The organism is Rheinheimera sp. D18 (genome assembly GCF_004345025.1).
In the GTDB taxonomy this organism is placed as follows: domain Bacteria; phylum Pseudomonadota; class Gammaproteobacteria; order Enterobacterales; family Alteromonadaceae; genus Alishewanella; species Alishewanella metallidurans.
Window position 1 is genome coordinate 1,119,699 of sequence record NZ_CP037745.1, and the last position, 13,227, is coordinate 1,132,925.

Below are 13,227 nucleotides of genomic sequence, written 5' to 3' on the forward strand. Positions count from 1 at the left end.
GCCAGCCGTTTGCGTTTAATACTTTGCAGCCGGCTGGTGCTATGTGTTTGCTATTGCGGTAAATACTGATAATACCGATTTGGGTTTTGTGTTTGTTGCAGTGTTCGCCACAGCTCAGTTGCAAGTTTGCTGTGTTGGTTATAAAAAGCTTTGCTAAACACTAAATAACCAGTCGACTCATATAATGGCGGGTGAATTACCTCTAATTGCTCATTTAGCATATTAGGTAACTGCACGGTGTTAATTTCACATGTTGTAGTGGTGGCATCAACGCGGCCTAGCTTTACTAAACTAAACGCCTGCTGCTGTGATTGAACAGGCACTATGCTAACACCCGACGGGTATTCGGGTACTACATAGCCCAATGGCCTAGCCATAACTACGCCATCTTTAAGGCGTTGCGTTACATTATCGCCAACCCGCTGCACTATACATGTAGCATGCTGATTTAGCGCTAACCGGCTATCAGGTGCATTATTTTCATCGAGTGGAAATACAGCAAAGCTGAGACGCAATTCATTATATGTGGCTACGACCGCATCTACTTTATTTTGCTCTAATAATTGTAAACACCTTAGCCAAGGGCGGCGCTCAAATGTGACTTTAAGTTGAGGTACTAGGGCTATACCTTCTTGTAAGTGTTCAATTGTCGCACCTGGCGGTGTAGGAATTTGCGCACCATTACCCGCGTAGTAAGGCAGTAACTGCTTGTCTTCATAGCAAAAACGTAGTTTAACCGGCTCATTGGCGAGCAACATATGGCTAGCACAAAGTAGAGAAAAACTAAGAATATAAGTGAGCTTTATCATTTGAGTAATGCCTTATATTGCTGTCTAAATTTCGCCATCTTTGGCGCAACAATAAACTGACAATAACCTTGCTCTGGTTGCTGTAAAAAATAGCCTTGATGATAGTGCTCTGCAATATAAAATTCTGTAGCGCAGTTTATGGCTGTAACTATATTGGTATTATAAACCTGTTCAGCATTTAGTGTCGTAATTAGCTGTTCTGCACTAGTTTGTTGCTCGCTGTTATGGGTAAAAATAACCGATCGATATTGAGTACCTATATCATTACCTTGTCGGTTTAACTGAGTAGGGTCGTGCAGGCTGAAAAAAATCAAACAAAGCTGCTCATAGCTAATTATGCTGTCATCAAACTCTACTTGCACGACCTCAGCATGCCCGGTGTTACCACTACATACCGCATGGTAATTTGCCTTGTCAGCCGAACCGCCCATATAGCCACTTAACGCCTGTATTACACCGTTAAGCTGATTCATGGCTGCTTCTAAACACCAAAAACAGCCTGCACCAAAGGTCGCTTGTTGTTGTGGCACGGTGTTCTCCTGAACTATAGGGCTTAGGTTGAAATACTATTATACTGGTTTTGCGCAACTGCGGTTATGTCGTAATCATTATTTTGCTGATCTTGAGTAGGTAGTTCAGCGTAATGAGCAGTCTATCGCATAAAATAGGAAAGACAACGTGACTATAGCCATTATTGGTGCCGGTATTGCTGGCGCTATCTGTGCAAGCGAACTAGTACGCAATGGCCATAAAGTTATAGTTTTTGATAAAGGCCGTAGCGCCGGTGGCCGCATGAGCAGCAAGCGCACCGAGAACGGTTATATTGATTTAGGCGCGCAGTATTTTACCGCGCGTTCTGAACTGTTTTCTCAGCAATGTATGACGTGGCAAGCTCATGGCGTTATTATGCCTTGGCAAGCTAAGCTGGCAGTGTATGAAAACGCTGAGCTGACGGCATCACCCGATAATATCGTCAGGTATATTGGTCAGCCCTCGATGCATAAGCCTGTGCAACAGCTACTACAACAAACTCAGCTGGTGCTGGAATGCTGTGTCGATAGAATACATTTTGACGGCAAACACTGGCAGCTATACCGCGACCAACAGCCACTTGGCAGCTTTAGTCAACTGGTCTTGGCCATACCGCAGCAACAAGCTGCGCTATTGTTGGCAAATGTTATTTCGCAATTTAATGTACTGGCCGCAGCCTTCGCTGCAGCCGCATTACAGCCGTGTTGGGCGGTAAATGTTGCCTTGCATCAACCTTCAGGCAATAACTTTGATGGTATTTTTGTTAAAGAAGATGCGGCCTTAACTTGGCTGGCCCGGCAAACTGCAAAACAAGGGCGAGTAACGACGGAGCAATGGTTATTGCATTTTTCGCCAACATTCTCTCAGCAACAACTTGATACAAGCGCTGAGCAAATGGCACTAGCATCGTTATCGCAGTTACAACGGATCTTAGGGCAGCAGTTGCAGGGCACTGTAACGCACTGCCATCGCTGGCGTTATGCGCAGCAAACATCGGATTATCCAATACAGGGTTATTTGCATCACGCTGATATGGCGCTTGCGCTGTGTGGTGATTGGCTAAATGGCGGTAGGGTAGAAAACGCTTGGTTAAGTGGCTACATGTTAGCGCAGCAGTTAAGCGTATGATCCAGTCAGTGCTTATTATTGGTGGTAGCAGCGGTATTGGTTTAGCCTTAGCTGAGCATTATCAGCGATTGTCAGGCGTTGTTAGTGTTATAAGCCGGCAGAGCGCACCAAGCCATAATAGATGGCATTGGTTTGAAGATAGTTTTAATGATAATGCTCGCAGCGCTGATTGCGTGCAACGCGCGTTGCAGCATCAACCCGATACGATATTTATCTGTAACGGTGTGTTGCATGATATTAATGCTATGCCGGAGAAAACGATTCGACAGCTTAATACCGATATTTTATTGCAACGTTTGCACAGCAATGTGGCAGTGCCGGCACATTATTTACAGTTACTGTTTAGCTATATCAGCAAAAAGCCCAACATTAAACTGTTGGTGCTTAGCGCTAAGGTAGGCAGCATTACAGATAATGCACTCGGCGGGTGGTATAGCTACCGTATCAGTAAAGCGGCGTTAAATATGTTGGTAAAAAATTATAGCATTGAAGTAGGGCGGTTAAATATATCTGCAGCAATAGTGAGTGTGCACCCTGGCACTACTGATACTGCGTTATCTGCGCCCTTTCAGAAAAACGTACCGCCGACGCAACTGCAAACCACACTAAGTACCGCGGCCCGTATGGCGCAAGTTGCACAGTTAGTTCAACCAGAGCAAAGTGGGGCTTTGTTAAATTGGGACGGTAGCGAACTACCGTTTTAACGAAATAATAAAGGCGCGTAATGCGCCTTTATTATTTAATGGGTGAAGAGATTAACGCGGATGAGTTTCATCGGCTTGATGTTCATCAGCGGCTTTGCTTTCTAGGTTGTGTAGTTGTTGCTCTAACCGTTTCGGTGAACCCGTATTACGTGCAATAACCATGTAGGTTACGGGTACTACATAAATGGTCATCAGTGTAGCAAGTGACACACCAGCAAAAATAACCATACCAATAACCATCCGGCTTTCCGAGCCCGGACCCGTGGCAACAATCAGCGGTATGCTACTCATTGCGGTGGTAAAAGCGGTCATTACAATTGGTCGTAATCGTTGTGCTGCAGCTCGTTGGATTGCGCTAGTAAATTCAACCCCCGCATCACGCAATTGGTTAGCAAATTCGACAATTAAAATACCGTTTTTAGCTACCAAGCCGATTAACATGATTAAACCAATTTGGCTGTAAATATTCAGCGACATCCCCGCGAAATATAAGCCTGACAACGCCCCCACTAAACCAAGTGGTACAGTAATAAGAATAACTAACGGGTGAATAAAGCTTTCAAACTGTGCGGCTAACACCAGATAGGTGATCAGTAACGCGAGAATAAATACCATTAGTGTCGAGTCGCCACTTTCTTGATACAGCAGTGACTCGCCTTTGTAATCGATGCCTACAGTGTCATGAATTTCTGTAGCAACAATGTTTTCCAGATATTCTAACGCTTCGCCTAAACTATAACCTGGCGCCATACTCGCTGTTAGCGTAATGCTACGCATGCGGTTATAACGGTTTAAGCTTGACGATGTGGCCTCCTCACGCAATGTCACTAGGTTATCTAAAGGTATGAGTTTCCCAGAGGTATCTGAGCGCAAGTACACATTAGTAATACTACCAGGTGCGGTGAAGTCGTCATCTTTACCTTCAATAATAACGTCGTATTCTTTGCCGCGATCTAAAAAGGTGGTAACCCGTCGCCCGCCAAGCATCGCTTCTAGCGAGCGGCCAATTGCGCCAACCGATATCCCTAAGTCGCCGGCACGTTCGGTATTAATTTCGACTAAGATCTGTGGTACGGTTTCTTTATAATCATGATCTAACATCAGAATGTTGGGGTTTTCTGCCGCTTTTTCTATGACAATATCACGCCAGCGTGCCAACTCTTCATAGGTGTTGCCTTGTAATACAAATTGAATTGGCCGACCACCGCCACCGCCGCCGCCTAAACCGCTACGCATAAAGGTAAAAGCTCGCACATCGGGGATCTCATTTAGCTTGTCGCTAACTTCGCCCATCAGCTCCTGGGTCCGTCGTTTGCCGTTGTGCCAATTTTCTGTGCCAACAATAGCAATGCCACCACTATTACCCCAACCAGGTACACGCACTAACAAGCGGTTAAATTCGCCTTGTTGATAATAAGGCATTAAAACATCTTCAATTAAACGCATGTTGCGGCTATTACTGGTATAGCTGGCACCTTCTGCTGGGCTCATCATAACAAAAAAGGTACCGCGGTCTTCCGTTGGTGCTAGTTCGCTGGGTAGTATTTTTACCAACATATAACTGGCAACAAAGCACAAGGTGACCACAATTATCACCGGCCAACGCGTAGCGCACACCACTTCTAGTTGACGTTGATAGGCATTTTCTAACTTATGAAACGCAGCATGAAGCCACAAGCCTAACTTGCTTTCGCGTTTTTGATGGGTAAGTAGTTTGCTACACAACATCGGTGATAGTGTCAGTGCTGTAACACTTGAAAACGCCACTGCAGCTGACATTGCTAAAGCAAATTCAGTAAAGAGTTTACCAAGCTGGCCTTGCATAAAAACTAAAGGCACAAACACGGCAATAAGCACTAAGGTAGTGGCAACAACAGCAAAACCTACCTCGCGCGCGCCTCGATATGACGCAATTAGCGGATGTTCGCCTTGCTCAATGCGCCGATAAATATTTTCTAGTACAACGATTGAGTCATCTACAACCAAGCCTATGGCTAAAACCATTGCCAGTAAGGTCAGCAGGTTGATAGAAAAGTCTAGCGCGTACAGCACGGTTACCGCTGCAACCAAGGCAACTGGCACAGTAATAGCTGGAATAAAGGTTGCGCGAATATTGCCTAAAAATAGAAAGATAACCAGTACTACCAGTGCCATCGCAATGGCCAAGGTGTTGTACACTTCGTTTATCGACTCGGCGATAAACAATGACGAATCATAGCCCGATTCTATGGTTGTACCCTGTGGTAAGGTTTCTTTAATCCGTTCCATTTCAGCACGAGCAGCTCGCACCACTTCTAAGGTATTGGCTTTTGATTGCTTAATAATACCTATTCCAAGTAAGTTTTTACCGTCGCCGCGAAATTCGCTTTCTTCGTTTTCAGCGGTAAGCACCACGTTGGCAATTTCGCCTAGGCGCACTAGGTAGTTATTCTCACCGCGCTTAATCACTAAACGGCGAAAGTCTTGTTGTGTTTTGTAGTTACGTACTACCCGAACGGTAAAATCACGATCAGTAGATTTTATATTACCCGCTGGTAATTCAACGTTTTCGGCACGTAATACCGCTTCAACATCTTGCACCGTAACGCCGCGCGAGGCCATTGCATCGCGATCTAACCAAACCCGCATCGCGTAATCACGAGCGCCGCCGAGTTGCAAGCGTGCGACACCATCGACAACTGAAAAGCGTTCAACGATATAGCGGTCGGCATAATCGGTTAGCTCTAATGAGGTCATGGTTTCGCTATTTAACACAAACCAGACAATGGTATCTTCGCTGTCGCTGGCTTTTGATACTTCTGGTGGATCAGCTTGGTCGGGCAAATTATTTAGCGCACGTGATACTCGGTCTCGCACGTCGTTAGCGGCAGAGTCGATATCACGTTCAACATTAAACTCAATTGAAATAAACGAGCGGCCGTTACGGCTGGTTGAATTAATATTTTTAATCCCCTCAACACCGCTAATGCGATCCTCTAGCATTTGCGTAATTTTTGATTCAACAATCTCTGCCGAAGCACCAGGATAGTTAGTACTAATACTGACAATAGGTGTATCAATATCGGGATATTCGCGCAGTGGCAGCATAGTAAAACAAACAATGCCGAACACAATAAGCAGAATATTTATAACTGTTGCAAAAACGGGGCGTTTAACCGAGGTATCAGACAACCACATAATTAACTCCCAACCTGATTTATGGTAACGCCAGATCGAAGTTTCTGAATACCTTCTACCACTACGACATCGCCTTCATTTAAGCCAGACAATATCTCGACCCAACCTGGTATGCGTTGACCTATGGTAACTTCAGTTTGATGCACGACGTTATTTGCATCGACACTATACACAAATTGCTTTTGTTGTTGGGGTACTAAGGCTTTTTCTGAAATTTGCATGGCCATGCGGTTATCCAGCTCAAGTTGCACATTTAACAGCATGCCTGGACGTAAACGTAAATCCTCGTTAGGTAATGCACCGTGTACGGTTACCGTACGGGTTATCGGGTCTAAACGGGTATCAATAGCGCTAACCTTGCCAAAAAACTCAATATCGCCATAAGCAGAGTTAGTAACCGTTATTGGCATGCCTAATTTAATATCGGCCAAGTAATGCTCGGCAACGCTAAAGGCAACACGCAGCACACTTAAATCGTCTAGTGTGGTAATAACTGTGCCGCTATTTACATAAGCGCCTTCACTCACAAGACGTAAGCCAAGATAGCCGGAAAACGGTGCTGAGATAGTCATTTCAGCCAGCTGAGCTTTAGCTATATCAAGTTGCGCCAGTGTGGTGTTTACCTTAGTTTGTTGTTCGTCTAACAACGACTGCGCAGTGGCTTGGGAGGTAGCGAGGTTTTTAAGTCGCGCCAACTGGCGTTTCTGATCTTCTAGTACGCCTTCAAGTTCAGTTACCCGCGCACGCTCTTGCACGTCATGTAACTTAGCAACAATCGCACCGCGCTTAACGTGTTTTCCTTCACTAATATGCAATTCAGTAATAAAGTCATTAGTTGGTGAAACTAAAGCAATAGAATTATTCGCAATACCTGTACCTAACGAGCTGATACTCCGGATCATGGCTTTGGTTTCAACTTTGGCGGTGCTTACGGCGACGGCTGCCGAACCACGTTGTGAATCATTAGTCTGTTTGGGCATAAAATATAAATAGCCAACAAAAACTGTGAGGGCGATGAGAATTACCCAAATTAATTTTGAATGTAGTTTTGTCACAGTAACTCCATGTAACAGAAAATAATAAATACAGGCTTATTGTATGGAAGAAACCGCAATTTAGATTTCCTGTTATCGCAATCACTACTGCATTCGTCGATTAGTTAAGCACCACAATGCTTAGATGCAGGCACAATACCACTAAATTATGCAGAATAAACGCACCAAACCTGCCATCATAAGGTTATAAAAGGTGAAAAAGTGTTGATAAATGCAAGCTATTAAAATAAAAGCCGCAGCTAGCCTAGGTGGTGCTAAGTTAATGTTAGCTTCAGGCGCCATGGCGTTGCTACTAATGGTGAGTTTGCTGTGGGTTAATCAGCTACAACTTTGGCAGGGTTTAGCCTTTGTTGCTGCTGGCTTGGGTATGTTTGCCGGTTGGGCTAAGTTAGCTGAACCAGCCTATTTTTTACAAATGGATGATCTGGGCGTACAGTATAGACATCGCAATGGTAACTGGACATTACCGTGGCAGAGCTTTCTGTATAGTGGTATACCGCAATATGAGCAACGAGCTTTAGCTTATATTGGTTTTAAGGTCACCGATTACGATAGTTTTTTGCAGCATTTGCCACTGCGTTTTGCCGTACGTATTATGTCAGAGCAACGTGCGTTATATATAGAAGCGGTGCGCCAGGGCTGCGAAAGTGGCCGTTGTGCTAGCGAACTACTGGTTGAAGGCGAGCATTTTAATACCAGTAAACAGCAATATACCGGAATTAAAGCCGCATTTGCTTATCGAATGCAGCGCTTGTCGGCGCAAACGGGTTTCGATCTATTTGTACCAGTAACCATGAGTGAAACTGACACACAGCAATTATGTCAGCAAATTAATCAAGCGAGACTACAATTGGTACAGAATACAGTCACCTAGACACTGTTGACGGTCTGTATCATAATATTGGCACTATTACACGTTACGCAGGGTAGTAAATGAATAATTACGAAAAGCCGTTTTTGGTCAGTGGTCGCAATACATTGATCCATAAAAACAAAAAACTAGATCTTGTTGTTGTTAATGACGATGGCGATCCATGTATTGTTGTTACGCGTCATGGCGTAAAAATTTTTACTGAGTCGGTACCTGCTAATCGCGCTGAAGCAAAAGAGCGCTATATCGAAGTTGTTGATATTTCGAGCTCTGACGTATTTGGTGAAGTAAAAACATTATTATTTATTCAAGCGATAAATAATAAAGAATATAAAGTCGATTACAGTAAAAAAGATTCAGATTTATTTATTCGTATCCACCAAGAAAACTATATCTAGCATATTATGCTGAAACAGCCCTGCATTGCATAACAGGGCTTGCCTTTGTGCCGTTAATTTGTTTCATTAGAAGAGCTTTCGTGCAGTAACTAAAAAGTGTGAAGCCTATGCAATTTACAGAGCACAACAATAGTATAAAAATTACCGTGCCAGTAAATCTGGATGCGCTTAGTGCGCATGATGTGAATTCACAGTTAAGCGCCGCTGGTTTCGGCAGATATTTTATTATTCATGATCAAATTGCTAATTTGCTGGTCGAATATCAACAAATACAGCAAAAAATTAAAGAACAGCTACAACCTGAAGGCACACCCTTAACTTATCGTATTGCCGAAAAACGTGATGCTGAGCTCGCGTTTATGATAGCGGAAGATCAAATGTCTGCTGCGGCTATTATTACCGCTGCGTGGGGCGGAGCCCCGATATCTGCTAACGTGCTGGTAAAAGGTGCGCAAGAAGCAGGAATAGTTTTTGGTTTTAGTAAAGAACATATTATTAAGCTGGTGACTCATGCCAGTAAAGCCGACTCCGGCAGTAAAACAAAGCTGGTTATTGCTCGCGGCCGGGCGGTAGTGCATGGCCAAAACTCTCGTTTTGAACCCCAAATCCCTGAAATGCAAAGTCGGCGAAATAAGCCGCTAGTACAAACTGAAGACAAAGCGGACTTACGCGATTTTGGCGTTATTCCCGCTGTCCGTGCTGGCGATACGCTAATGCGTCGACATCCGCCAACGGCCGGTGTTGATGGTATGTTGGTTAATGGCACGGTTATTCCCGCTGTTGCTGGGCAACTGATTGAATGGCAGTTCGGAGATGGCGCTGAACTTTCGCCTAACGATGCTGATTTACTTATTGCCGCGCGTGATGGCTTACCTCGAGTTATTGAAAACGGCGCGACAGTTGATGAAGTTTTTACGGTTAAAAATGTTGATTTAGCAACGGGTCATATTATCTTTAAAGGCTCGGTGGTCATCAGTGGTGATGTTGCCGAGGGCATGAAGGTAATTGCTGGCGGTAATGTGTTTATTAAAGGCTTTGTTGAAGGTACGCTAATTGAAGCTGGCGGCGATATTACTATTGGTGGCTCTATTATTGGCCATCAAATCGCCAACGTTGAAAAAGACACGGAATACAGCACCGAGCTAAAAGCCAACGGCGATATTCAATGCAATATTGCGCAATATGCCAAGTTAACTTGTGATGGCAACGTCTATGTTAATAAGCAAATGATGCATTGCTCGGTTTCTGCAGCTAGGGTATACGCTGGGCCAGAAGATAACCCCAATGGTAAAGTTATTGGCGGTTACTTCTACTTAGATTATGGCATTTTTAGTGGCAATCTTGGCGCGCCATCTAGCAGCAATATTTATATAGAACTCAATCGGTTAATTGACCCAATTGCTGAAAAGCAAGATGTTTTACGTACTAGTATTAGCGCTGCGAAAAAAGATATGCAGGATATTCGTGAACAATTAGAGAAACTGAAAAAAATTGAAGGCAACAATCAAATAGAGCTGCGTAAAAAAGCGTTACAGCAAGAGTTTGACGATCATCGCAGTGTTGCTTTGGCATTAATCGAAGATGTAAAGCAGCTTGAAATACAGCGTAAAGAAAAACTAAGCGAAACCTTAATTGTGGTGCGACAGCAATTGTTTGCCGCCGTTGAAGTGCACTTTGGCAGAGATATTGTGCGTAGTCGTCGCGAATATGGCCCATCAAAAATATTATTAATTGATGGCAGCCCAGCAATAGAGCCGTTTTTTTGATAGGGTTAACACAGTGAAACGCTATTATTTACTGTTATTGATGTTAGTAAGCTCTACTGGTTTATTTGCTGCTGAGTGCGAAATGGCGTTTGCACACGGTATTCTTATTGCTCCAGATCATATTCGAATTTTGCAAAATAACCGTACTCATGTCCAAATTAATGGTGATCAACAATTATTTATTGGTGGCGAGCTGATTGCGCTAACCGCAGATGATGCTGTGTTACTAAAGCAATATAGCCATGATTTACGTAAATTTGTGCCAGAAATTGTCAGTATCGCCGTAGATGGGGTTGAACTGGGTTTATCGAGTATCGAAGCTATGTTCACGGGTATTGGGAGTAAATCGCAGCAGGCAGAATGGCGAGAGCTGGTGCGCGAAACAACCTTTCAGTGGATGTCGCGGTTTGTTCGTACCAATGAGCATTTTTATTTGGCGCCGCAGAGCTTGAACGAGCTTGATTACTTTTTATATGGCGAGCTTAAGCCGCAACTAGATAACCTAGCTAAACACACAGTAGGCGCGGTATGGGGCGCACTGCGCGATGCGCTGCGCCATTCTGATAGTAATTTTGAGCGTAGTGATAACCAAGAGTGGCAGTCGGTTGGCCATTTAGTTGATAAAATAAACTTAGGCTTAGACGCCAAAGCGGTAGAGCTAGAAGAGAAATCAGCGTTGTTCTGTCAGAAGATGCAAGAGTTAGATCAAATAGAACAACAATTACAACAGCGATTACCCGCGTTAAAAGACTACGATGTTGTGGCGAAGAAAAACTAACACCACAGTCATCTAAGCCGATTAAGTACTACACCACACCATATTCATCAGACAATACCGGTGGCATAGCATTATCGACTTCGTCGTTTATGGCATCTAGGGTTTTTTCCGCTTCGTCTAATGAGCTTACTTCCGCTACGTGAAATAGGGCTTCACCTTCGTTTACTAACGGCAAGTTGTTGCGACCAATAATAATGCCATCAAAACGTGCAGTTACCGCAACTTCAAAGTCAGAATAGGGTGAATAAATATGTGCCATTACATCACCGGTTTTAACGGTTTGGCCTAAACGCACATAATAGCGAGCAATGCCATCATGCTCGGCACGTATCCAGCTACTTTTTTTCGAAAATAATGACTGTGTAATCGGGCGCTTACGGCCGGCGCGTAACATGCCTAAATCGGTCATAACATTTAAAATGCCGCGCACACCCACGTTAATTGATTGCTCATCAAAACGCAGTGCCTCACCGGCTTCATACAGCAAAATAGGAATACCTAAACTGTTTGCTGTGCCGCGCATAGTGCCTTCGCGACTAGCGGCTTTAATAATAATCGGCGCGTTAAATACTTCTGCCATACGCAGTGCCATTTTATCTTTGGCACTGGCGCGCACTTGCGGCAGGTTAGAGCGATGAATCGCCCCGGTGTGTAAATCTATGGCGTGGGTGCAGTTACGTAAAATTTTCTCAGTAAACTGAAATGCCATTCTACTGCCTAACGAGCCTTTTTCACTGCCTGGAAAACTACGATTTAAATCGCGGCGATCGGGTAAATAACGTGACTGCTGCACAAAACCGAAGGTATTTACTATGGGCACTACAATTAGCGTGCCTTTAAGTTGGCTTAAGCGTGGCAGTTTTAGTAAGCGCCGACAAATTTCTACGCCGTTAATTTCATCGCCATGCAAAGCGGCGGTGATCAGTAGTACCGGTCCGTCTTTACGGCCATGAATAACATGGGCTCCGATATTAAGCTCAGTGTGGGTATAAAGTTTACCAAAGGGAATGTCGACCACGGCACGGCTACCCGGCGTAATGCTACTACTGCCTAACACAAAGGGCGCTCTGGTGGTGGTCGTTGCTTGCATTAGCCGGTTCCTTTGGTGTTAAGTTTGCGCTTGTTTTTGTGCGCAGTTACTTTTTGCTCTAAAAAGGCGATGGTTAAGCTGGCAATATCTTTCTCGGTTGCGGTTTCTATGCCTTCTAACCCCGGAGAGCTATTTACTTCCATTACTACTGGGCCGTGGTTAGAGCGCAGTAAATCTACGCCGGCGACGTGCAAACCCATGGTTTTGGCGGCGCGGATAGCAGTACTGCGCTCATCTTTACTTAGACGCGCTATTGACGCTGTGCCACCGCGATGCAAGTTAGAACGAAACTCGCCAGCCTTAGCTTGGCGTTTCATTGCTGCGACCACTTTATTACCAATAACAAAGCAGCGAATATCGGCGCCGTTAGCTTCGCGAACATATTCTTGGACTAAAATATTTGCATTTAAACCCATAAAAGCTTCAATTACGCTTTCTGCCGCGGTGCGGGTTTCGGCTAGTACCACGCCTATGCCTTGTGTACCCTCTAGTAATTTAATAACTAAAGGTGCGCCGCCAACCATTTCAATTAAATCGGGAATATCGCCGGGCTTATCGGCAAAACCAGTAACGGGTAAGCCAATACCTTGGCGCGCGAGTAATTGTAAACTGCGCAGCTTGTCGCGGGCGCGGCTTATAGCTACTGATTCGTTAAGCGTGAACACGCCCATCATTTCGAATTGGCGTAACACTGCAGTACCGTAAAAAGTAATAGACGCGCCAATGCGCGGGATCACGGCATCAAAGCCCTCTAACGCTTCACCCTTATGGTGAATAGATGATTTAATACGATTAACATTGATATAGCAGGTTAATGGGTCAATAACCTGCACCTGATGGCCGCGCTCAATAGCGGCTTCAACCAAACGTTTAGTTGAATACAATTCTGCATTGCGCGATAAAATCGCAATTTTCATGCG

12 protein-coding genes are annotated in these 13,227 nt (G+C 44.4%); 6 read left to right on the forward strand and 6 right to left on the reverse strand.

Annotated elements, in window-relative coordinates; translation table 11 throughout:
• Nucleotides 1-50: 50 nt before the first annotated feature.
• Together E0Z06_RS05365 and msrA are read right to left on the reverse strand one after the other, a co-directional pair.
• On the reverse strand, nt 51-809 hold the full coding sequence (locus E0Z06_RS05365; RefSeq protein WP_132582613.1) for an amino acid ABC transporter: 759 nt from the start codon (nt 807-809) through the stop codon (nt 51-53).
• Nucleotides 806-1,339 (reverse strand): peptide-methionine (S)-S-oxide reductase MsrA, encoded by a 534-nt coding sequence (msrA, locus tag E0Z06_RS05370; protein WP_132582615.1) that lies wholly within the window; start codon nt 1,337-1,339, stop codon nt 806-808. The genes E0Z06_RS05365 and msrA overlap by 4 nt, the downstream gene beginning before the upstream one ends.
• 148 nt (nt 1,340-1,487) lie before the next feature.
• On the opposite strand from msrA, the gene E0Z06_RS05375 reads away from it, so the two are divergent.
• A complete protein-coding gene (locus tag E0Z06_RS05375; protein WP_132582617.1) occupies nt 1,488-2,468 on the forward strand; it encodes an FAD-dependent oxidoreductase in 981 nt (326 codons plus the stop codon).
• Nucleotides 2,465-3,172, forward strand: coding sequence for an SDR family NAD(P)-dependent oxidoreductase (locus tag E0Z06_RS05380; protein WP_132582619.1), 708 nt, complete (start codon nt 2,465-2,467; stop codon nt 3,170-3,172). The genes E0Z06_RS05375 and E0Z06_RS05380 overlap by 4 nt, the downstream gene beginning before the upstream one ends.
• A gap of 51 nt (nt 3,173-3,223) precedes the next feature.
• On the opposite strand, the gene E0Z06_RS05385 is transcribed toward E0Z06_RS05380, so the two are convergent.
• Together E0Z06_RS05385 and E0Z06_RS05390 are read right to left on the reverse strand one after the other, a co-directional pair.
• A complete protein-coding gene (locus E0Z06_RS05385; protein ID WP_132582621.1) occupies nt 3,224-6,349 on the reverse strand; it encodes an efflux RND transporter permease subunit in 3,126 nt (1,041 codons plus the stop codon).
• 2 nt (nt 6,350-6,351) lie between these two features.
• Complete coding sequence (locus E0Z06_RS05390; protein ID WP_132582623.1) at nt 6,352-7,404, reverse strand: efflux RND transporter periplasmic adaptor subunit; 1,053 nt, start codon at nt 7,402-7,404, stop codon at nt 6,352-6,354.
• A gap of 211 nt (nt 7,405-7,615) precedes the next feature.
• On the opposite strand from E0Z06_RS05390, the gene E0Z06_RS05395 reads away from it, so the two are divergent.
• The 4 genes from E0Z06_RS05395 to E0Z06_RS05410 all read left to right on the forward strand — a co-directional run bounded on the left by E0Z06_RS05395 (nt 7,616) and on the right by E0Z06_RS05410 (nt 11,217).
• A complete protein-coding gene (locus E0Z06_RS05395; RefSeq protein ID WP_132582625.1) occupies nt 7,616-8,278 on the forward strand; it encodes a DUF2982 domain-containing protein in 663 nt (220 codons plus the stop codon).
• A 59-nt stretch (nt 8,279-8,337) separates the two neighbouring features.
• Nucleotides 8,338-8,673, forward strand: a complete 336-nt coding sequence (locus E0Z06_RS05400) for a hypothetical protein (protein WP_132582626.1) — start codon at nt 8,338-8,340, stop codon at nt 8,671-8,673.
• Nucleotides 8,674-8,780: 107 nt separating this feature from the next.
• On the forward strand, nt 8,781-10,439 hold the full coding sequence (locus E0Z06_RS05405; RefSeq protein ID WP_132582628.1) for a FapA family protein: 1,659 nt from the start codon (nt 8,781-8,783) through the stop codon (nt 10,437-10,439).
• A 13-nt stretch (nt 10,440-10,452) separates the two neighbouring features.
• Complete coding sequence (locus tag E0Z06_RS05410; protein ID WP_243695565.1) at nt 10,453-11,217, forward strand: DUF2884 family protein; 765 nt, start codon at nt 10,453-10,455, stop codon at nt 11,215-11,217.
• Between the two features lie 28 nt (nt 11,218-11,245).
• Here the strand turns inward: E0Z06_RS05410 and E0Z06_RS05415 are convergent, their stop codons facing one another.
• On the reverse strand, nt 11,246-12,307 hold the full coding sequence (locus tag E0Z06_RS05415; protein ID WP_132582630.1) for a succinylglutamate desuccinylase/aspartoacylase family protein: 1,062 nt from the start codon (nt 12,305-12,307) through the stop codon (nt 11,246-11,248).
• Complete coding sequence (gene rimK, locus E0Z06_RS05420; protein ID WP_132582632.1) at nt 12,307-13,224, reverse strand: 30S ribosomal protein S6--L-glutamate ligase; 918 nt, start codon at nt 13,222-13,224, stop codon at nt 12,307-12,309. The genes E0Z06_RS05415 and rimK overlap by 1 nt, the downstream gene beginning before the upstream one ends.
• Nucleotides 13,225-13,227 lie beyond the last annotated feature (3 nt).

What these genes read in the sequence shown, in the direction of transcription:
- rimK (WP_132582632.1), bottom strand. Translation starts at nt 13,224, where the DNA reads ATGAAAATTGCGATTTTATCGCGCAATGCAGAATTGTATTCAACTAAA.
- E0Z06_RS05405 (WP_132582628.1), top strand. Translation starts at nt 8,781, where the DNA reads ATGCAATTTACAGAGCACAACAATAGTATAAAAATTACCGTGCCAGTA.
- E0Z06_RS05385 (WP_132582621.1), bottom strand. Translation starts at nt 6,349, where the DNA reads ATGTGGTTGTCTGATACCTCGGTTAAACGCCCCGTTTTTGCAACAGTT.
- E0Z06_RS05380 (WP_132582619.1), top strand. Translation starts at nt 2,465, where the DNA reads ATGATCCAGTCAGTGCTTATTATTGGTGGTAGCAGCGGTATTGGTTTA.
- E0Z06_RS05395 (WP_132582625.1), top strand. Translation starts at nt 7,616, where the DNA reads ATGCAAGCTATTAAAATAAAAGCCGCAGCTAGCCTAGGTGGTGCTAAG.
- E0Z06_RS05415 (WP_132582630.1), bottom strand. Translation starts at nt 12,307, where the DNA reads ATGCAAGCAACGACCACCACCAGAGCGCCCTTTGTGTTAGGCAGTAGT.
- E0Z06_RS05400 (WP_132582626.1), top strand. Translation starts at nt 8,338, where the DNA reads ATGAATAATTACGAAAAGCCGTTTTTGGTCAGTGGTCGCAATACATTG.
- E0Z06_RS05365 (WP_132582613.1), bottom strand. Translation starts at nt 809, where the DNA reads ATGATAAAGCTCACTTATATTCTTAGTTTTTCTCTACTTTGTGCTAGC.